This window comes from Deinococcus carri (assembly GCF_039545055.1).
Classification (GTDB): domain Bacteria; phylum Deinococcota; class Deinococci; order Deinococcales; family Deinococcaceae; genus Deinococcus; species Deinococcus carri.
In genome coordinates, this window is sequence record NZ_BAABRP010000001.1 from 281,318 (window position 1) to 299,752 (window position 18,435).

Genomic DNA, 18,435 nt, shown 5'->3' on the forward strand with positions numbered 1-18,435 from the left:
TAATCCGGGCACCGACAATCCTTTCAGGTTCGTGCTTTCCCGCTCCGCCGTGGGGGAAGCCCCGCCTTTGCTCCCCGCTCCCGCCTGCCGAGTGACGCCACCGGCCCACAGGAGGTGAAATGCCGCAGCTTCACGTCGAGAACGTTACCCTGACCTTCGGGGGCCTGAACGCCCTGACGGACGTGAGCCTCACCGTCCCCGAGGGCGAGATCGTCAGCATCATCGGGCCGAACGGGGCAGGCAAGACCAGCCTGCTGAACTGCATCAGCGGTTTCTACCACCCCACGCGCGGCCGCATTACCTTCGGGGAACACGACCTGTCGCGCGCCGCCCCCAATGTCGTCACCGGGTACGGCATCGCCCGCGCCTTCCAGAACCTGGAGTTGTTCCGGGGCCTCAGCGTCGTGGAGAACCTGCTGCTCGCGCGGCACACCCACCTGCGCTACAGCCTGCTCGACAGCCTGGTCTTCTATGGCCGCGCCAGCCGCCGTGAGGCCGAGAACCGCGCCTACGTCGAGCGGATCGTGGACTTCATGGAACTCGAACCCCACCGCACGCACCCGGTCGGCACCCTGAGCTACGGCATCCAGAAGCGCGTCGAGGTGGCCCGTGCGCTGACCCTCGCGCCCCGGCTGCTGCTGCTCGACGAGCCGATGGCGGGCATGAACGTCGAGGAGAAAGAAGACATGGTGCGCTTCATCCTCGACATCCAGCGCGAGCAGGGCATCACGGTGGTGCTGATCGAACACGACCTGGGCGTGGTGATGGACATCAGCGACCGGGTGTACGTGCTGGACTTCGGGCAGCGCATCGCGGGCGGTACCCCCGCCGAGGTGGGCTGCGACCCGCGCGTGATCGAGGCCTACACCGGCGTGGCCGCGGCAGAGGCGGCGCAGCCGCAGGCGGTGGGCGCATGACCGGACCGCTAGGGACCGGACCGCTGGGAGACGTGGCCGCCCTGACCATCCCGCAACTGCTGGCGCGGCGGGCGGCCCTAATGCCGGACGCCGTCGCCCTGCGCCACAAGGAATACGGCATCTGGAACGAGACGACCTACGCCGCCTACCTCCAGCGGGTGCGGGAGGTGGCCGCCGGTCTGCACGCGCTGGGCGTGCGCCGGGGCGACAAGGTGGCGATCATCGCGGAGAACATTCCCGCCTGGGTGTTCATGGAGGTGGGCGCGCAGGCGCTCGGGGCCGTCAGCGTGGGCGTGTACCAGAGCAGCGTCGCCAGCGAGGTGCGCTACGTCGTGGACTACACCGACGCGGTGGTCGTGCTGGCCGAGGACGAGGAGCAGGTGGACAAGCTGCTCGAACACCGCGCGGAGTTGCCGCAGGTCCGCCGGGTGATCTACGAGGACCCGCGCGGCATGAGCAAACACGCCCCGGACGACTGGTTCATGAGCTTCGGGGAACTGCTGGAACTGGGGCGGCGGGAAGCCGGGGACGTGTTCGGGCGGGAAGCGGCCCTCGGTCAGCCGGACGACATCTGCCACTTCTCGCTGACGAGCGGCACCACCGGCTTGCCCAAAGCGGCGATGCTCAGCCACCGCAACCTGCTGTACATGGGGCAGGCGCTGGGCGAGGTGGACCCGCTGCGGCCCGGCGACGACTACCTCTCCTTCCTGCCGCTGGCCTGGATTGGCGAGCAGATGATGACGGTGGCGGTGGCGCTGTCGTGCGGCCTGACCGTGAACTTTCCCGAAAGCACCGAGACGGCCATGAGCGATCTGGTGGAGGTCGGCCCGCACGTGATGTTCGCCCCGCCGCGCGTCTGGGAAAACATCCAGAGCCAGATGTTCCTGCGCGTGCAGGAAAGCTACGGCCTGAACCGCGCCGTGTACCGCCGGCTGCTGAAGTGGAGCACCGACGCCGCCGACGCTTCCCTGACCGGGAAAAGACCCCGCCCGGCCACCGCCCTCAAACGCTGGCTGGCGTACTGGGGCCTGACCCGGCCGCTGCTCGACCAACTGGGCTTTCTGCGCCTGAGGCGGGCCTACACGGGCGGCGCGGCGCTGGGTCCGGACGTGTTCCGCTTCTATCACGGCCTGGGCGTGAACCTGAAGCAGATCTACGGGCAGACCGAGATCGTGGGCATCGCCTATGTCCACCGCGACGGCGACGTGCGCTTCGACACAGTCGGCAAGATGCTGCCCGGCGGCGAGGTCCGCATCAGTGCCGAGGGCGAGATCATCAGCCGCAGCCCCGCCGTGTGCCACGGGTACTACAAGAAGCCCGAGGCGAGCGCCGAGAGCATCCGGGACGGCTGGCTGCACTCCGGCGACGCGGGCCGCCTCACCGAAGACGGCCACCTGATCGTGATCGACCGCCTCAGCGACGTGATGCTCAGCGCGCGCGGCGAACGCTTCAGCCCGCAGTTTATCGAGAACCGCCTGAAGTTCAGCCCCTACCTCAAGGAAGCCGTGGTGCTGGGCGACGGGCAGGAGGACGTGACCGCGCTGCTGAACGTGGACCCCCTGACGGCCGGGCAGTGGGCGGAAAAACGCCAGCTCGCCTACACCACCTACAGGGACCTCAGCGGCAAGCCGGAGGTGGCCGACCTGATCGCGCGGGAAGTGCAGGCGGTGAACGAACGCCTGGAACCCCACGAGCGGATCAGGCGCTTTGTCCTGCTCTACAAGCAGCTCGACGCCGACGACGACGAACTCACCCGCACCGGCAAGGTCCGCCGGGGGATCGTCCGCGAGCGGTACGCGCCCATCATCGCGGCACTCTACGACGGCTCGGACAGCGTGCGCGTGCAGGCCGAGTTCAAGTACCAGGACGGGCAGGTGCAGCGGGTGGAGACGGACGTGCCCATTCACCGTGTCCCCAGTGGGGGCACCGCTGGCCCCCCGGCCCCCGTGCGGCGCGCGGCGGTGGGGGCATGAAGAACCTGGGGCCAGCGGTGCCTGCCGCCCCCCCGAAAGGAGCCTGAGTGGACCTTCTCCCGCAACTGCTTCTCGCCGGCATCGTGATCGGCAGCATCTACGCGCTGGCCGCGCTGGGCTTCGTGCTGATCTACAAGTCCAGCCGGGTCATCAACTTCGCGCACGGGCAGATCATCGCCACCGGGGCCTTTATCGCCTTTGCCCTCACGCAGCGGGGCCTGAACTTCTGGCTGGCAGGCCTGATCGCCATGCTCGCCACCTTCCTGCTGGGCATGCTGATCGAGCGGGTGTTCCTGCGCCGCATGGTGGGCGAGCCGATCATCGCGGTGATCATGGTGACCATCGGCCTGAGCAGCGTCATCGACGGCCTGATTCACCTCACGCCCTACGGTGCGGGCAGCTTCAGCTTCCAGACGCCCGCCGTCCTGAGCGGCCAGGGGATCGAGGTGTTCGGCACACCGCTCTCGCGCACGCAGATCGCCGGGGTGCTGGCCGCGCTGGGTCTGCTGGGGGCCTTTACCTACTTCTTCAACAAGTCCACCCTGGGTATCACCATGCGCGCCGTCGCGGACGATCAGATGGCCGCCATGAGCGTCGGCACCAGCGTGGAGCGCGTCTTTGCCCTCGCCTGGGCCGCCGCGGGCCTCACCGCCGCCGCCGCCGGGGTCATTCTCGGCCTGATGAGCGGCCTCACCCTCGGCGGCCTGGCCGGCATCGGCCTGAAGGTCTTTCCTGTGGTGATCCTCGGCGGCCTCGACAGCGTGATCGGGGCAATTGTCGGCGGAATGCTGATCGGCATCCTGGAAAACCTCTCGGCCGGCTATCTCGACGCCATCGTGCCGGGCGGCGGCACCCGCGAGGTGTTTCCCTTCATCGTCCTGATCGCCGTGCTGCTGATTCGCCCCTACGGGTTGTTCGGCACGAAGGAGATTGAACGTGTTTAAGACGGCAGATGGCAAGGGTGCGGGCTGGAGGTGGGCACTGGGCCTTCCGCCTTCCGCCTTCCGCCTGGCCCGGAGGGCCACCTGATGCCCGCTTCCCGCTTTACCCAGACGGGCAACTACCGCACGCGGTACGCGCAGGATCAGACGATCTTCGCCACCTCCGCCGAGCAACTGTCGCTGATCGTGCTGGTGCTGGTGCTGCTGGCGTTGCCGCTGCTGCTGCCCAAGACGCTGCTGCGCGACGTGAACCTGATCATGATCTACGCGGTGGCCGTGATCGGCCTGAACGTCACCACCGGCTACACGGGCCTGATCAACATCGGGCAGGCGGCGTTCATGGGGGTGGGCGCATATGCCACGGCGCTCGCGGCTACCCGGCTGAACCTGCCCTTCTTTGTGGCGATCCCACTGGGCGGGGTGGCGGCGGCCCTGATCGGCACCTTCGTGGGCCTGCCCAGTCTGCGGCTGAAGTATCTGTACCTCGCCGTGGCTACGCTGGCCTTCCAGATCATCTTCGAGTGGACGGTGGGGCACCTGCCGCTCCTGCAACAGGGCGGGGCGATCAGCCTGCCGGCTGTGCAGGTGTTCGGGATCCGCGATACCTTCCTGAACCACAACCGCTTCTGGTACTACCTGATTCTGCCCGTGCTGGTGCTGATGGCGCTGCTGTGGCGCAACGTCTTGCGGACCAAGTACGGCCGCGCGCTGATCGCCGTGCGCGACAACGACCGCGCCGCCGCCGCGATGGGGATTCACCCCGGCGTCGCCAAGCTCACCGCCTTTTTGCTGGGCAGCTTCTACGCGGGCGTCGCGGGTGGCCTCTTCGCCTACTTCCAGAAGGCCGTCGTGATCGAGGATTACGGCCTGCATATCAGCGTGCAACTGCTGGCGATGGCGATTGTGGGTGGCCTGGGTAGCCTGCCGGGTGCCTTCCTGGGGCCGCTGTTCATCGTCGCGCTGGACCGTGGCATGGAGGTTCTCAGCCAGTGGCTGGGCGGGCAGAACCTCTTTCCCGAGGGGGTGGACGTGGCGACGGCGCTGCGGCCCCTCGCCTTCGGCCTCACTATCGTGCTGTTCCTGATGTTCGAGCCGCGCGGCCTCGCCAACTGGTGGCGGCTTTCGCGGATGTACTTCAAGAAGTGGCCGTATAAGTTCTGAAACGGCCCCGCGAGCGAAGCGAGTTGCCGCAGAAAGAGCGTTCATGTAGTGCAGCGGCGGTCGGTGTTTTCCCGACCGCCGCGGAACGGAAGGAACGCGGCCCGCCCACCAACTTCACCCTTCAACCTGCTCCTTACCCGCTCCCCCCACTCCCCTTCGGAGGTTCACCATGAAGAAAGCCCTGGCCCTGTCCGCCCTCGTTTCCCTCTCGCTGGCCGCCGCGCAGAAGACCGTGACCCTGGCGTGGTCGGGGGCGATTACCGGCCCCACCTCGGACGCGGGGGCGAGTTACGCGGCGGGCGTGGAGGATTACTGCAAATACGCGAACGCGCAGAACATGCTGCCGGGCGTGCGGCTGAACTGCGTGGTGCGCGACGACCAGTACAACAACGCGAACACCCAGCGCAACTTCGAGGATTTCGTGGGCAACCTGAACACGCCCATCTTCCTGAGTTACTCGACCGGCAGCAACCTGCAACTCAAGGGGGTGATCGAGGAAACGAAGGTGCCGACCCTCCCCGCGAGCTACCACATCGGGCTGATCGACGCGCCGAACAACAGTTACATGTTCCTGCCGGTCAGCTCCTACAGCGAGAACATCGTGGCGCTGCTGGAGTACGTCGCCAAGAAGGACCGCGGCGCGAAGGTGGCGCTGGTCGTGAATCCCAGCCCCTTCGGGCGTGACCCGGTGGTGGACGCGCGCAAGGCCGCCGACCGCCTGGGCCTCAAGATCGTGGACGTGCAGGAGGTCGGCGGCAACAACCTGGACAATGCGGCCATGCTGCGCCGCTTCGAGTCGCAGGGCGTGAAGTACGTGATCAACCAGAACACCGCCGGGCCGGTGGCGAACATCCTCAAGGACGCCAAGCGCCTGGGGCTGCTGGGCAAGATGCAGTTCATGGGGGCGCACTACACGGGCGGCGAGGACCTCACCAAGCTGGCCGGGGACGCTGCCGAGAACTTCATCTGGGCCACCAGCTACTACATGTACGACGAGGGCGACCGGCCCGGCATCCAGCTCGTGAAGAAGATCGGCGCGCAGTACGGGCGCAAGGCCGACACCATCCGCAGCGTCCACTACACCAGCGGCATGCTCGCCGCCGCCATTGCCGTGGAGGCCATGAAGCGCGCAAAGACTGACATCAGCGCCGCCGGGCTGTACAAGGGCCTCACCAGCATGAACGGCAGCCGCGCCTTCAACCCCGGCTTTACCGTCGGCCCGGTCACCTTCAGCACCAAGGACCACGTGGGCGCGGAAAGCCTGCGCCTGCTGCAAGCCGACAAGACCGGCAACTTCAAGGCGATCACGGGCGGCCAGCGCAGCCAGATGTTCCAGCTCGTCCACCCGCTGCGGTAAGCCGCTTGCGAGGGGGGTGGCAAGTGAAGCTGCCCTCCTCCCCCTCAGGGAGGTTTCCACCCTTGACCCTAGCCACCCCTCAACCCGCGGCCGCCCCGCCCGTCACGGCGGCCCCCAACCCGGCCGACCTGACCGTGAACAACGTGGAGGTCGTCTACCACGACATCATTCAGGTGCTGCGCGGCGTCAGCCTGACCGTTCGTGCGGGCAGCGTCACCGCCCTGCTGGGCACCAACGGCGCGGGCAAGACCACCACCCTGCGCGCCATCTCGGGCCTGCTGAAGCCCGAGAACGGCAAGATCCGGGAAGGCACCGTGACCTTCGGCGGCCGGGTCCTCAGCGCCCTGCCCGGCTCGGAGGTGGTCAAGGCCGGGGTCGTGCAGGTGCCGGAAGGCCGCCGGGTGTTCAAGCACCTCTCGGTCGAGGAGAACCTGCGCGCCGGAGCCATCCTGGGGCGCGGCGACTGGAGAAACGACCTGGAGCGCATCTACACCTACTTCCCCAAATTGCGGATGCTGCGCTCGCGGCAGGCGGGGTACACCTCGGGCGGCGAACAGCAGATGCTGGCGATTGGCCGCGCGCTGATGGCGCACCCGAAAGTCCTCCTGCTCGACGAGCCTTCCCTGGGCCTCGCGCCGCTGCTGGTGCAGGAAATCTTCGCGAACGTGCGCCGCATCAACCGCGAGGAGGGTCTGGGCGTCCTGGTCGTCGAGCAGAACGCGAACGTGGCCCTGCGCAACAGCGACTACGGCTACGTGATGGAAGGCGGGCGCATCGTGCTGGAAGGCGAGAGCGCGGCGCTTGCCAGCAACCCCGACGTGAAGGAGTTCTACCTGGGCGTGACCGAACACGGCCAGCGCAAGAGCTTCCGCGACGTGAAGAGCTACAAGCGGCGCAAACGCTGGATGTGATACGGATTCCGATTGAAGGGTGTTGAAAACACCCGGAAATCCGACCAGAGGGAGAAGGAACAAGGGCGGATTTCGGGAGATGGATGAACAGTCGGTGCCCTCCCGACTGTTCAGGAATTGGACGGAATCCGTATGAGGCACTGCCCGCCCGGAGTGGGCTGTGGGGAGTGGGCAAAGAACTCTTTCTCCCTCCCCCCTTGCGGGGGAGGGCTGGGGAGGGGGGTGGCAGGCGCAGCCTGCCCCACCTCGTTCCCGAATGCAGGTGAGCGCATGACGAACACGCTGGCAACCTCCGCCCTCGCCCCCCCAGATGCCCCCGCGCTCCTCGCCCGCCTGCGCGCCCTGCCCCTCTACCGGGAGGCGCTGGCAAGCGTCCCTGATGACACCGACTGGCGGGACGTGCCGCTGCTCACCCGCGAGCGCCTGACCGGGGCGTGGGCGGCGGGCGAACTCCTGCACCCGGACGCCGTGCGCGTTCACCTCACCCCGCATCCGGGCGGCGGGTGGCTGCCGGAGTACGCCACGCGGGCGGACGTGGAGGCCCACGGGCGGGCCGGGGCGGCGGCTTTCGCGCGGGCGGGCATCCGGCCCCGGGACCACGTGCAGGTCGCCTTCGGCTACCACCGTTTCGCGGGCGGCTGGCTGATGCAAGACGGCCTGGAAACGCTGGGCGCGAAGACCATTCCCTTCGGGCCGGGCGAGTCGGAGGCGCAACTGGAAACCCTGACGCGGCTGGGCGTGCGCGTGCTGGTCAGCGCGCCGAGTTTCGCGCAGCGGCTGGGCGAGGCGGGCGCGCAGGTGGAGCTGCTTATTGCGGCAGGCGAGCCGTTCACGTCCATTGCGGGCCGCCGGGAGCGGGTGCAGGCCGCGCTCGGCTGCACCGCCCTGGATTGCTACGCGACCAGCGAGGCGGGGCTGATTGCCCTGGAACCCCCCGAGCAGAACGGCCTGCGGGTGCTGTCCGACTGGGTGTTCGTGGAAGTCCTCGACCCCGAAACCGGGCAGCCCGTGCCCGACGGCGAGCGCGGCGAACTGGTCGTCACGCACCTGGGCAAGGAGGCCATGCCCCTGCTGCGCTTTCGCACCGGCGACCTGACCCGGCTGGAACGGCGGGAGGACGGCACGTTCCTGCCGGACGGCGTGTTCGGCAACGTGGGCGGGATGCTGAAAGTGAAGGGCGTCAAGCTGTTTCCGCGCGAGGTGGCGTTCTGGCTGGCCGGGCACGGCCTGGACCACACGCAGCACACGCTCTGCCTGTGGTCGCGGGGCGGGGCCGACCGGGTGGGCCTGACCGTGCGGGGCGAGGGCCAGGACGGGCCGAGGGACGGGCTGGAGGCCGTGCAGGCGGACTTCCAGCGCCGTTTCGCCGTGAAGCTCGACGCGCTGACGCTCGACGCCGCCCATGAGGGCCGGGGCGTGGTGGACGAGCGGACCTGACCGCCGTGTGCCACTCTGTGAGGCGTGACTGGTAGGGGCAAGCAGAAAATCAGGGTGAGCCGCCCGGCGGGGCGTCAGGAGCCTCGGCAGGCGGAAGCCGGAACATACTTCGACGTGCGGCCCGCGGTTCTGGGCCGGCGGCTGGAGGGCCTGCACGCCCTCACCAAGCCGGGCGTGCGCGGCTTCCCGGGGGTGGACGCGGCCCAGGCCCTTCTGGCGCAGACCCTGCGCAAGGACCGCGTGCGGGGCGAGGTGCTGGACCTCACCGCGATGGGCGGCCTGCTCGCCAGCCTGCCGGGCGTGACGCTGCGGGCGGTGGAGGGGTCGGCGGCGGCCCTGGCGGTGCTGGAAGCGGCGGGGCTGGACGCCCTCGCGGCGGTGCCGGGCGACGACCTGCAGGGGCGCTGGCCCGAGCGGGCGCGGACGGTCGCGCTGGTGCTGGCCGGGGACCGGGGCAACGCCTACGCCTTCGCGCAGGTCGCCTGGGCACACGCCTGCACGCCGCCCGGCGGGACGCTATACCTCGCCGGGGACCGCGACAAGGGCTTCGACCGCTACGTGCGCGCCGCCGGGGCAGCCTTCGGAACGGGGGAGACGGTCGCCCGCGACGGCGGCATGCGCGTGGCGAAACTCGTGCGCCGCCCCGGCCCCACCCCCGCCTTTCCCGACCCCGAAGGCTACGAGGCGTTCGGCGTGCAGGTGGTGGGCCTCCCCGGCGTCTTCAGTGCCACGCGGCCCGACCGGGCGACCACGCTGCTGCTGGAAACGCTCGGCGAGCCGGACCTGACTGGCCGGCGCGTGCTCGACCTGGGCACCGGCACCGGCCTGATCGGCGCGTGGGCCGCCCGCCGCGGCGCACAGGCCACGCTGGTGGACGGCGACCTACAGAGCGTCCGCAGCGCCCAGGCCACCCTGGCCGCCAATGGCCTGCCCGGCGAGGTCCTTCACAGCGACGTGGACGCAGCGCTGGGTGAACGCACCTTCGACGTGATGCTCACCAACCCGCCCTTTCACGTCGGGCGCGGCGTGGTGCTGGATGTGGCGCGCGAGTTCATCGCGGCCGCCGCGCGCCGCCTGAACCCCGGCGGGACGCTGTACCTCGTCGCCAACGAGCCGCTCCCCTACGAGACGCCCCTGCGCGCGCTCGGTGAGGTGCGCGAGCTGCGGCGGGGGGAGGGCTTCAAGGTACTGGCGGCCACACGGGCGGGCTGAGGGCCGGCAGGCTGGGGGTCAGCGGAGCGGCCCCGCCCCCAGCACCTGCCGCACCCGTTCGGGCAGGGCGGCGCGGTCCTCCTGGCCCAGCGTGCTGCGGGGCCGGCGGTGCGTGAGGGCCAGGTACACCTCGGCCTGCTGCGCGAGAAAGGCCCGGTAGCCCTCCTCCGGATTGCCAGGTGGGCCGCTGCGAACGCATTCCAGCGCCAGCAGGTCGAGCTGGCCTTCGAGGAGTTCCAGCGCCAGGAAGCGGGCCGCGTTCGTGCCGCTGTCGCCCAGCAGGGCAGGCAGGGCGGGTAGGCGCTCGGGCGTGCGCGTCAGCGTCCGGGCCGCCCGTTTCACGTTGGGGTCTTCCAGGGTCAGGGCGCAGGCGCGGCAGGGCTGCTCCCGGCTGGCCTCCCCGCACACCGGGCAGGGCCGCCAGCCCTGTTCCTCGCGCCAGCGCCGGGCGCGGGTGATGGCCTCGGCGGCTTTCAGGGCCACGTCCCTCAGGTCGCCGTCCACGTTCCGCACCAGCTCCCGCGCCCGCGCCCGGTCGGGAGCGGGCAGGGGGGCCACCTGCGGGATCGGCGCGGGCACGCGAATCTGGCCCACGCTGAAGCGAATCTCGGTGACCCGTTCCTCGCCCAGCAGGGTGTTCAGGCTCTTCAGGAAGTGATGCCGCTGGAGGGTGAGGTGGTGCGCGGTCGCGCTGTCGCGCACCTCCACAAAGAGCGTCCCGCCCTGCTGCGAGCGTGGCCGGGTCAGCCGCGCGATTTCCGGCCCCACCGCCTGCGGCCACGCCAGAATGGCCCGCGCCCGCTGCACGCCCCTCGCCAGCCGCGCCGTGCCCAGCGTCGCCCCCATCAGCTCGGAGACGTTGCGGGGGCCGCCTAGACGGCGGGGGTTACTCATGGTGGTGGGCCTCTGGCCCGTAAGTGGGAAGTGGTGAGTGGTGAGTGGAAAACAGAGGCGACTGGCCCACTAACCACTGACCACTGACCACTGACCTCTTCACGCCCCCACCCCCACCGCCGCCTCCGCCACTTGGCTCTCCTCCGTGAAGCGGCCCGCGTGTGCCCGCAGCGTCAGCGCCGCGCCGGGGGCACGTTCGGTGCCGGTCACGATGGCCTGGGGGACGCTGCCAGCGAGGTCGAGCAGGAAGCTGCGGCGGCCGGGGTCGAGTTCCGCCGTGAAGTCGTCGATCAGGAGCACGGGCTTTTCCCCGAACTTCTCAGCGAGCAGTTCGAGTTCGGCGCGGCGCAGGGCCAGGGCGATCGTGCGGCCCTCGCCGCGGCTGGCGTACTCGCTCGCCGGGAACTCGCCTAGCGTCAGCGTGAGGTCGTCGCGGTGTGGGCCGGTGACGGTGGACCCGCGCGCGAGTTCCTCCGCGCGGCGGGCGGCCAGGTCGTGCGCATAGGTTTCGGGCGTGGTGGACTCGGTGAGCGTGAGCGTGAGCGGTTTGCGGCTGCCCAGGTGGGCGTTCGCCTCCCGCGCGAGTTCGCCCAGGCGGGTCAGGGCGCGGCGACGGACCTGCATGATCTCGGTGCCCAGCCGCACGAGCTGCTCGTCCCAGACGTGCATGGCCCAGTCCTCCCCGGCCCTGAGTGCCGCGTTGCGCTGCGACACGGTGCGCTCGTAGCGGGCGAGCTGCTGCCCGTAGCGCGCGCTCAGGCGCGAGAGCAACGCGTCGAGATACGCCCGCCGCCCCGCCGGGGGGCCGAACACCAGTTCGCTGTCCTCTGGGCGAATCCACACGGCGCTGCCGCGCGGCAGGTCGCCCGTCTTCGCCCGCACCCCGTCCACCTTGAGCTGCCGCCGCCCGCGCCCCAGCCCCACCTCCTGAATGCTGAGGCTGCCGCCCTGCTGCACGTCGGCCCGCACGTAGGCTTCCTTCTCGCCCGACTGAATCAGGTGCTCCAGCCGCGTCACATCCGTCAGGCCCGTCAGGGCCAGGTACGCCGCCTCCAACAGATTCGTCTTGCCCGCCCCGTTCTCCCCGAACACACCCGTCACGCCGGGCGGGAAACTGAGCGTTCCCGGCGCGAGATTCCGGTAGTTCAGGGTGGAGAGGGACGAGAGCTGCACACCTGACATTCTACCGGCGGGGAGGGGCGGCGGGGGTGCGTGGGATGCAGTTGGGGGAGGGAGGCGGTGCGCGGTACGCGGTGCGCGGGAAAAGACCAGGGCCGTTCCCGCGTCCCGCCTCCCGCCTCCCGCGTCCCGCGTACCATCCTCCCCATGACCCCCGATCGCGACCGCCTCCTCATCCTTACGCCGCACCCGTCCGGGGCGCTGCCCGCCGACGTGTTGCGGGAGATGCTGGGGGAGGATGCCTTCGACCCCGTGAAGCGGGCGGCTTTGCTGACGCGCCTCTTTATGGAGGGGGACCCGTACACGGACCTGATCTACGCGGCGGCGGGGGCGCGGTATCTGCAAGCGCCGTGGAGCCGCTTTGCCGCCGACCTGAACCGCGACCGGGACGACCGCGCCGACAACGGTGTGCTGAAGCTCACCGATTTCGCGCGGCGGCCCCTCTACCCGGCGGGCTTCACCCTGACGCCGGAGCGCCGGGAGGCCCGGCTGCGGCGCATCTGGGACGCCTTTGACGCGCAGGTGGGCCGGGAATTGAGCGGCGCGGCGCTGATGATCGTGGGGCACGCGATGGCCTCGCGCGGCCCGGTGCTCGGCCCGGACACCGGCACCCCCCGCCCCGCCCTCACGCTGATGCCCGGCACGCGGCGCGCCCCCACCTTTCCCCATGACCGCTGGGACGCCCTGCAAGCCGCCTGCGCCGACGCTTTCGCCCCGGTCCTGACCGGCGACCTTACCCGCGTGGCGGTGGGCGACCCCTGGACTACCGACACCCTCAGCGCCCGCTGGAACGCCCGCACGGGGATTCCCGCCTTCGGCCTGGAAATCAACGTGGCCCTCTACCTCACCAAGGAAGGCGAGCCGAGGCCGGAAAGCATCCGCGCGCTGGCCCACGCTTTCGAGCACTTCGCGGACGCGGCGCTGGGGCTGGTGGGGGGGTAGGGGAGGCGGTACGCAGGACACGGTGCGCGGGAAAGGCCCTCTTTTCCTGCGTACCGCGTACCGCGCCCCGCCTCCCCTCACGCCTCCCGCGTCGCCAGTCCCCGCATCTGCCCCAGCAGCTCGCGTGCGGCGGTCTGGTCGGGGGCGTCCTTCAGCGCCTCCGTCAGCAGGGCAAGTCCTTCCCGTGCCTGCCTGTCGGCGTAGGTCTGCGCGTCCTCGATGCTCCCGCTTTCCAGCAGCCAGCGGTGGATGTCTGCGATGGCCGCCCCGTCCTTGTCGGCCCGGTCACGGCGCATCTGGTCCAGAAAGACGCGCTTCTGCTCCTCCGGCGCGTGGGCGAGCCAGTGCAGCACGATCAGGGTGCGCTTGCCCTCCAGCAGGTCGCCGCCGATCTCCTTGCCGTACTTCACGGGGTCGCCCGCCAGGTTCAGCACGTCGTCGCGGATCTGGAAGGCGGCCCCGAGCGCGAGGCCCGCCGCCGTAAAGCGCTCGTCCGGCGTGGCCCCCGCCGCCAGCGCCCCCAGCCGCAGCGGCACGACCACGGTGTAGTACGCGGTTTTCAGGCGCACCATCTCCAGATAGTCGGCCTCGCCCAGGCTCCACTCGCGGCGCTGCACCCAGGTCAGGTCGAGGTGCTGGCCCTCCGCCGTGCGGTGAATCATGGTCAGGAACTCCTCCATGCCGCCCGGCACGCCCGCGCGGTGAACGGCGGCCCACATGTAGGCGTGCAGCGCGTCTCCCACGTTGATGGCGACCGGAACCCCGTGCAGGCGGTGTAGGGCGGGGCGGCCCCGGCGCTCCTCGGAGTCGTCCTCGATGTCGTCGTGAATCAGCACCCAGTTCTGGAAGAGTTCGAGGGCGGCGGCGAGCCACAGCGCCCCCTCCCACGCGGGCGTGCCCGGCCCGGCCCCGTGCGCCCGCGCCGAGGCCAGCAGCAACTCGCTGCGGATGCCCTTGCCGCCGCGCTGCGGGTAGTCGCGGAGCATGGCCGCGAAGTCGGTCAGTTCCGGGCGGTCGCCCTGGGCGGGCAGCAGCGACAGCACGCGGTCAAGCAGGTCGGGGCGCATCGGGAGGCAGTCTAGCCGGGGCGGGGGAGCAGGGCGCAGTTCTCGGCCCGGACCCGGCCCGCAGCCGGCATCACCGGACGCCTCCCTGAAAGCCGGACAAGTCGGGTAAACTGCCCTGCGGACCCCCGGCGCGGTGGTCTTTTCCGGGAGGAACATGACGTACAGCAAACGGGCCGACAGCGCCCAGTCGCAGGAGCCGTCCGCCTACGAGCGCGCGGGCGTGAGCATCGAGGCGGGGCACCGTGCCGTCAGCCTGATGAAGGGGGCCGTGGCCCGCACCCACAACCGGCACGTGCTGGGCGGCATCGGCGGCTTCGGCGGCCTCTTCCGCCCCGAGTTTTCCGGGATGCAGGACCCCGTTCTGGTCGCCTCCACCGACGGCGTGGGCACCAAGACCAAGGTGGCGGTGCGGACCGGGCGCTTCGGCGGCCTGGGAGCCGACATCGTCAACCACTGCGTGAACGACATCCTGGTACAGGGGGCGCGCCCGCTGTTTTTCCTCGATTACGTGGCGATGGGCCAGCTCAGCCCTGAACGGGTGGCCGAGGTGGTCACGGGCGCGGCCGGGGCCTGTGAGGCGCTGGGCGTGGCCCTGCTGGGCGGCGAGACGGCCGAGATGCCCGGCGTGTACGTGGAGGGCGAACTCGATATCGTGGGTACCATCGTGGGCGCGGTGGACCGGCCGAAACTGGTGGACGGCTCGCGCATCGAGGCCGGTGACGCCGTGATCGCCCTGCCCAGCAGCGGGCTACATACCAACGGCTACAGCCTCGCGCGCCTGGCCCTGGGCGAGCTGGACTGGCAGGAGGAGCGGGCCGACCTGGGCGGCGGGCGGCTCGAAGACCTGCTGGTCGAGCCGCACCGCGCCTACGTGGCGGCCTTCGACGCCCTCGAAGGGGCCGGGGTGGACCTGCGCGGCATGGCGCACATCACGGGCGGCGGGCTGGTGGACAATCCGCCCCGCGTCTTCCCGGCCGGCATCGGCATGCGGGTGGACACGGGATCGTGGATCGTCCCGCCCCTCTTCGAGCTGATTGTTCGGCAGGCGCAGGTCGGGCGGCACGAGGCCTTCCGGGCGTTGAACATGGGCGTGGGGTTCCTGTTCATCGTGCCCGCCGCGCAGCGGGAGGTGGCTCTGGCGGCCCTGCGGGAGGCGGGTGAGACGCCCTGGGTTCTCGGCGAGATGGTGCCGGGCGAGGGCGTGACGTTCGGGGAGGGAGCCGCTTCTTGAGCCGCGGGCGTCCGCCGACGGGGTTCGTGCCCCCCGACCGCCGGTCGGCCACCGAGTTCTGGGTGGTGCGGCACGGCGAGAGCACCTGGAACGCCGACGGGCGCTACCAGGGGCAGACCGACGTGCCGCTCAGCCATGTGGGGATTCTCCAGGCCTCCAGCCTCGCCGAGCGGCTGACCGGGCAGCACTTCGACGCCGTGTATTCCAGCGACCTGGCCCGCGCCTCCCAGACCGCCGAGATCGTGGCCGAGCGCCTGAGCGGCCACCCCACCGTGCAGCCCGACCCCGGCCTGCGCGAGATTGACGTGGGCGAACTCAGCGGGCTGGTGCTGGCCGATATCGAGGCGCGGTACCCGGACTACCTGCGCGACCTGCGCGCCGACCCCTGGGCCACCCGCCGCCCCGGCGGGGAGAGCATGGCCGACCTGTTCGCCCGCTGCGGCGCGGCCTTCGAGCGCCTGCGTGCCCGTCACCCCGGCGGCCGGGTGCTGGTCTTCACGCACGGCGGCGTGGTCCGGGTCGCGGTCGGCCTCGCGCTGGGGGGCATCTCGGGCAATGCCTGGGCACGCCTGAGCGTCACCAACACCTCCATCACCCGCGTGCTGCTGGGCGAGCGCAGCGGCACCCTGCTGGGCTTCAACGACGACGCCCACCTGGAGAACCTGATCGAGGCCACCGAGGCGGACGACGTGCTGGGGCAAGCGACGTGAAGTGCGCGGGAAGCGGTGTGCGGTGCGCAGGAGAACCTCTTTTCCCGCGCACCGCGCACCGCTTCCCCCATACCCCGTCCTGTTACCCTGACCCCAGATGACTGCGCCAACCCTCGAAGCCCGCTTCCGTGCCGGGGACCCCCGCGCCCTGGCCCGCGCCATCACCCTCGCGGAAAGTGGTCTGTCCGCCGCGCGGCCCCTGCTGCGGGCGGCACGTGAACTCGCGGCCTCGCGCGGGCCGGGCGGCACCGTCGTGCTGGGCGTGACCGGCAGCCCCGGCAGCGGCAAGAGCACCCTGACCGACGCGCTGATCACGTTTCTGCGGGGGCAGGGCAAACGGGTAGCGGTGCTGGCGGTGGACCCCAGCAGCCCCTATTCGGGCGGCGCGATCCTGGGGGACCGTATCCGGATGCTGCGCCATCACGCCGACGCGGGCGTGTTCGTGCGCTCGCTCGCCAGCCGGGGCGCGCTGGGTGGCCTGTCGGCGCGCACGATGCAGGTGCTGGCGCTGCTGGAGGGTGCGAGCTTCGATTGGGTGATTCTGGAAACGGTCGGCGTGGGCCAGTCGGAGGTGGACGTGGCCGCCGCCTGCGACCACACCCTGCTGGTGCTGACGCCCGCCGGGGGCGACGGCGTGCAGGCCTTTAAGGCCGGGATCATGGAAATCGCCGACGTGATCGCCGTGAACAAGGCCGACCTGCCCGGCGCGGACCGCACGGTCCGCGAACTGATGGCTGCCCAGGGCCTGGGCCGGCACGACGAGCACACCTGGCTCGCGCCCGTTCGCCGCACCATCGCCGCAAAGGGCGAGGGCATCGACAAGATCGTGGACGCGGTGCTGGCCCACCGCGCCTTCCTGGGCGAGGCCGGCCTGCGCGAGCGCCGCACCCGCCGCGCCGAGTTCGAGGTGCGGACGCTGGTGCAGGACCGCGTGCTGAAGCGGGCGCGCGGGATGAGCGGCGACCTGTACGCCCGTGTCGCCCGCGGCGAACTTGACGCGGACGCCGCCGCCGACGCGCTGCTGGCGGAGGCGTAAGCCGGGGCGTGTAGGCTGGGGCGGATGAGCGAACGGATCACGCTGGACGCCGACTTCCTGCGCCGCGCCCTGGGCTTCGGGCGGGAGGGCGACCCCGCCGACGTGGTGGTGACGCCAGGGGCCTTGCCGACGGATTTCCCGATCACGCTGCCGGAGTGGGCGGGAATGCAGGTGCTGGGGGGGATTCGTTCGGTAGCGCCACGGTGGACGTTTTATTACCGCCGCTCAGCACCAGAGCTGTCTCCCGAATATCTGATGTGGCGGGTATTTCTGGATGTGCCCCTGCCGCTGGTTCAGGTAATGTGGGAACTGACGCAGTCGTTGTTGCGCCAGGGCTGGCGGCCCTCGCAGATGCACCGCCAGGCCATCGTAGAGGCGGTGCGCGAGCAGTGGGAGGGCGTCCACCCTAAGCAGGGCCGTACCCTGACGCTGGCGGCGCGTGAGGCGGAGGGCGTGACCCAGGTGTGGCTGGGCGTGCAGGACAGGGACCCCAGACAACTGGATCACCTGCAAGGTCTGAACGTGAACACGGCGGAGGACTCGCTGGCCCTTCCCACGCTGCTTGCACCAGTGGGGGCGCGGGTAGATTGGCAGGGTGGCGGCGACGTGCGGCAGGAAGCTGCCCTCGTGACCGGCAGTGAATTCCCGGCACTCCTGACTCAGTTCGCTGCCCAACTGGAGGGGCAGGAAGGGCCTATTCTGCATCGCCATGTTGCCGGGAACCGGGCCGAGGTGCTGGTACAGGGGCGGGAAGGCCCAGTCCTGCTGACCCTGGAACTTGCCCCGGCAGGTGTTCAGGTTCATCTGCTCAAGATTGCCGGGGGAGGCGAGGCCCGCGCATGAAGGCCCGCACCCTCGCTCCCCTCCTCTTCGCCTTCCTGACCGTGCAGCGGCTCCTCGAACTGCGGGTGGCGCGGGCCAACGAACGCTGGGCGCGTGAGCGCGGCGCGGTGGAATACGGCCAGGAACACTACCCCCTCTTCTTCGTGCTGCACCCGGCCTGGATGCTCAGCCTGCTGCTGGAGGGTCGCCGGTCGCGCGGGCGGGTGAATGTGCTGGCGCTGGCGCTCTTTGTACTGGCGCAGCCGCTGCGCGCGTGGGTGATTCGCACCCTGGGCCACTACTGGAACACCAAGATCCTGATCGTGCCCGGCGGTGAGCGCGTGACGGGCGGTCCCTTCCGGTATCTGCGGCACCCCAATTATGCGGTGGTGGCGCTGGAGATGGCGGCGGGTCCGCTGGCGGTCGGCGCGTGGCGCACCGCGCTGGCCTATAGCGTGCTGAACGCGGCCCTGCTCCTGCTGCTCCGCCTCCCCGCCGAAGAACGGGCGCTGCGGGCGTACCGGGAGGCCGAGGGCTAGAGCATTTGGGGTGAAAAGACCCCTGACCCCTCGCTTCGCAAGGTCCTCTCCCCCGGTGGAAGAGGGAAAAACAGCCGCCCAACTCCATGCGGATTCTTAGGGCGAG

The 18,435-nt window shown here is 70.4% G+C and carries 17 protein-coding genes; 14 read left to right on the forward strand and 3 right to left on the reverse strand.

Going from position 1 to position 18,435, the window contains the following annotated elements; all coding sequences use genetic code 11:
- The first annotated feature begins 119 nt into the window (after nucleotides 1-119).
- The 8 genes from ABEA67_RS01450 (at nucleotide 120) to ABEA67_RS01485 (ending at nucleotide 9,909) form a co-directional block, all read left to right on the forward strand.
- Nucleotides 120-917, forward strand: a complete 798-nt coding sequence (locus tag ABEA67_RS01450) for an ABC transporter ATP-binding protein (RefSeq protein ID WP_345459778.1) — start codon at nucleotides 120-122, stop codon at nucleotides 915-917.
- Complete coding sequence (locus ABEA67_RS01455; RefSeq protein WP_345459781.1) at nucleotides 914-2,890, forward strand: AMP-binding protein; 1,977 nt, start codon at nucleotides 914-916, stop codon at nucleotides 2,888-2,890. Before ABEA67_RS01450 ends, ABEA67_RS01455 begins: the two co-directional genes overlap by 4 nt.
- A gap of 47 nt (nucleotides 2,891-2,937) precedes the next feature.
- A complete protein-coding gene (locus ABEA67_RS01460; RefSeq protein WP_345459784.1) occupies nucleotides 2,938-3,834 on the forward strand; it encodes a branched-chain amino acid ABC transporter permease in 897 nt (298 codons plus the stop codon).
- Between the two features lie 84 nt (nucleotides 3,835-3,918).
- Nucleotides 3,919-4,992, forward strand: a complete 1,074-nt coding sequence (locus ABEA67_RS01465; RefSeq protein WP_345459787.1) for a branched-chain amino acid ABC transporter permease — start codon at nucleotides 3,919-3,921, stop codon at nucleotides 4,990-4,992.
- A 169-nt stretch (nucleotides 4,993-5,161) separates the two neighbouring features.
- The gene (locus ABEA67_RS01470; protein ID WP_345459790.1) at nucleotides 5,162-6,349 is read left to right on the forward strand and encodes an ABC transporter substrate-binding protein; all 1,188 of its coding nucleotides are present in this window, start codon (nucleotides 5,162-5,164) and stop codon (nucleotides 6,347-6,349) included.
- Nucleotides 6,350-6,411: 62 nt separating this feature from the next.
- Complete coding sequence (locus tag ABEA67_RS01475; protein ID WP_345459793.1) at nucleotides 6,412-7,260, forward strand: ABC transporter ATP-binding protein; 849 nt, start codon at nucleotides 6,412-6,414, stop codon at nucleotides 7,258-7,260.
- A gap of 270 nt (nucleotides 7,261-7,530) precedes the next feature.
- Nucleotides 7,531-8,697: a phenylacetate--CoA ligase family protein gene (locus tag ABEA67_RS01480; RefSeq protein WP_345459796.1), complete on the forward strand. Its 1,167-nt coding sequence runs from the start codon at nucleotides 7,531-7,533 to the stop codon at nucleotides 8,695-8,697.
- A 24-nt stretch (nucleotides 8,698-8,721) separates the two neighbouring features.
- On the forward strand, nucleotides 8,722-9,909 hold the full coding sequence (locus tag ABEA67_RS01485; RefSeq protein ID WP_425557136.1) for a class I SAM-dependent methyltransferase: 1,188 nt from the start codon (nucleotides 8,722-8,724) through the stop codon (nucleotides 9,907-9,909).
- An 18-nt stretch (nucleotides 9,910-9,927) separates the two neighbouring features.
- Here the strand turns inward: ABEA67_RS01485 and ABEA67_RS01490 are convergent, their stop codons facing one another.
- Together ABEA67_RS01490 and recF are read right to left on the reverse strand one after the other, a co-directional pair.
- Complete coding sequence (locus ABEA67_RS01490; RefSeq protein WP_345459802.1) at nucleotides 9,928-10,803, reverse strand: DciA family protein; 876 nt, start codon at nucleotides 10,801-10,803, stop codon at nucleotides 9,928-9,930.
- Nucleotides 10,804-10,902: 99 nt separating this feature from the next.
- Complete coding sequence (gene recF / locus ABEA67_RS01495; RefSeq protein ID WP_345459805.1) at nucleotides 10,903-11,985, reverse strand: DNA replication/repair protein RecF; 1,083 nt, start codon at nucleotides 11,983-11,985, stop codon at nucleotides 10,903-10,905.
- A 144-nt stretch (nucleotides 11,986-12,129) separates the two neighbouring features.
- Here recF and ABEA67_RS01500 point away from each other — a divergent pair, with 144 nt between their 5' ends.
- The gene (locus tag ABEA67_RS01500) at nucleotides 12,130-12,924 is read left to right on the forward strand and encodes an N-formylglutamate amidohydrolase (protein ID WP_345459808.1); all 795 of its coding nucleotides are present in this window, start codon (nucleotides 12,130-12,132) and stop codon (nucleotides 12,922-12,924) included.
- A gap of 77 nt (nucleotides 12,925-13,001) precedes the next feature.
- On the opposite strand, the gene ABEA67_RS01505 is transcribed toward ABEA67_RS01500, so the two are convergent.
- Entirely contained in the window at nucleotides 13,002-13,991 is a 990-nt protein-coding gene (locus tag ABEA67_RS01505) for a polyprenyl synthetase family protein (RefSeq protein ID WP_345459811.1), read from the reverse strand.
- 154 nt (nucleotides 13,992-14,145) lie between these two features.
- Between ABEA67_RS01505 and purM the strand changes: the two genes are divergently transcribed.
- The 5 genes from purM (at nucleotide 14,146) to ABEA67_RS01530 (ending at nucleotide 18,329) form a co-directional block, all read left to right on the forward strand.
- A complete protein-coding gene (gene purM / locus ABEA67_RS01510) occupies nucleotides 14,146-15,222 on the forward strand; it encodes a phosphoribosylformylglycinamidine cyclo-ligase (RefSeq protein ID WP_345459814.1) in 1,077 nt (358 codons plus the stop codon).
- On the forward strand, nucleotides 15,219-15,932 hold the full coding sequence (locus tag ABEA67_RS01515; protein WP_345459816.1) for a histidine phosphatase family protein: 714 nt from the start codon (nucleotides 15,219-15,221) through the stop codon (nucleotides 15,930-15,932). Before purM ends, ABEA67_RS01515 begins: the two co-directional genes overlap by 4 nt.
- Nucleotides 15,933-16,029: 97 nt before the next feature.
- Nucleotides 16,030-16,968, forward strand: coding sequence for a methylmalonyl Co-A mutase-associated GTPase MeaB (meaB, locus tag ABEA67_RS01520; RefSeq protein WP_345459819.1), 939 nt, complete (start codon nucleotides 16,030-16,032; stop codon nucleotides 16,966-16,968).
- A 24-nt stretch (nucleotides 16,969-16,992) separates the two neighbouring features.
- Entirely contained in the window at nucleotides 16,993-17,811 is an 819-nt protein-coding gene (locus ABEA67_RS01525; RefSeq protein ID WP_345459822.1) for a hypothetical protein, read from the forward strand.
- Nucleotides 17,808-18,329 (forward strand): isoprenylcysteine carboxyl methyltransferase family protein, encoded by a 522-nt coding sequence (locus tag ABEA67_RS01530; protein ID WP_345459825.1) that lies wholly within the window; start codon nucleotides 17,808-17,810, stop codon nucleotides 18,327-18,329. Before ABEA67_RS01525 ends, ABEA67_RS01530 begins: the two co-directional genes overlap by 4 nt.
- Nucleotides 18,330-18,435 lie beyond the last annotated feature (106 nt).

What these genes read in the sequence shown, in the direction of transcription:
- ABEA67_RS01450 (WP_345459778.1), top strand. Translation starts at nt 120, where the DNA reads ATGCCGCAGCTTCACGTCGAGAACGTTACCCTGACCTTCGGGGGCCTG.
- ABEA67_RS01455 (WP_345459781.1), top strand. Translation starts at nt 914, where the DNA reads ATGACCGGACCGCTAGGGACCGGACCGCTGGGAGACGTGGCCGCCCTG.
- ABEA67_RS01465 (WP_345459787.1), top strand. Translation starts at nt 3,919, where the DNA reads ATGCCCGCTTCCCGCTTTACCCAGACGGGCAACTACCGCACGCGGTAC.
- ABEA67_RS01470 (WP_345459790.1), top strand. Translation starts at nt 5,162, where the DNA reads ATGAAGAAAGCCCTGGCCCTGTCCGCCCTCGTTTCCCTCTCGCTGGCC.
- ABEA67_RS01480 (WP_345459796.1), top strand. Translation starts at nt 7,531, where the DNA reads ATGACGAACACGCTGGCAACCTCCGCCCTCGCCCCCCCAGATGCCCCC.
- ABEA67_RS01490 (WP_345459802.1), bottom strand. Translation starts at nt 10,803, where the DNA reads ATGAGTAACCCCCGCCGTCTAGGCGGCCCCCGCAACGTCTCCGAGCTG.
- recF (WP_345459805.1), bottom strand. Translation starts at nt 11,985, where the DNA reads ATGTCAGGTGTGCAGCTCTCGTCCCTCTCCACCCTGAACTACCGGAAT.
- ABEA67_RS01500 (WP_345459808.1), top strand. Translation starts at nt 12,130, where the DNA reads ATGACCCCCGATCGCGACCGCCTCCTCATCCTTACGCCGCACCCGTCC.
- ABEA67_RS01505 (WP_345459811.1), bottom strand. Translation starts at nt 13,991, where the DNA reads ATGCGCCCCGACCTGCTTGACCGCGTGCTGTCGCTGCTGCCCGCCCAG.
- purM (WP_345459814.1), top strand. Translation starts at nt 14,146, where the DNA reads ATGACGTACAGCAAACGGGCCGACAGCGCCCAGTCGCAGGAGCCGTCC.
- meaB (WP_345459819.1), top strand. Translation starts at nt 16,030, where the DNA reads ATGACTGCGCCAACCCTCGAAGCCCGCTTCCGTGCCGGGGACCCCCGC.
- ABEA67_RS01525 (WP_345459822.1), top strand. Translation starts at nt 16,993, where the DNA reads ATGAGCGAACGGATCACGCTGGACGCCGACTTCCTGCGCCGCGCCCTG.
- ABEA67_RS01530 (WP_345459825.1), top strand. Translation starts at nt 17,808, where the DNA reads ATGAAGGCCCGCACCCTCGCTCCCCTCCTCTTCGCCTTCCTGACCGTG.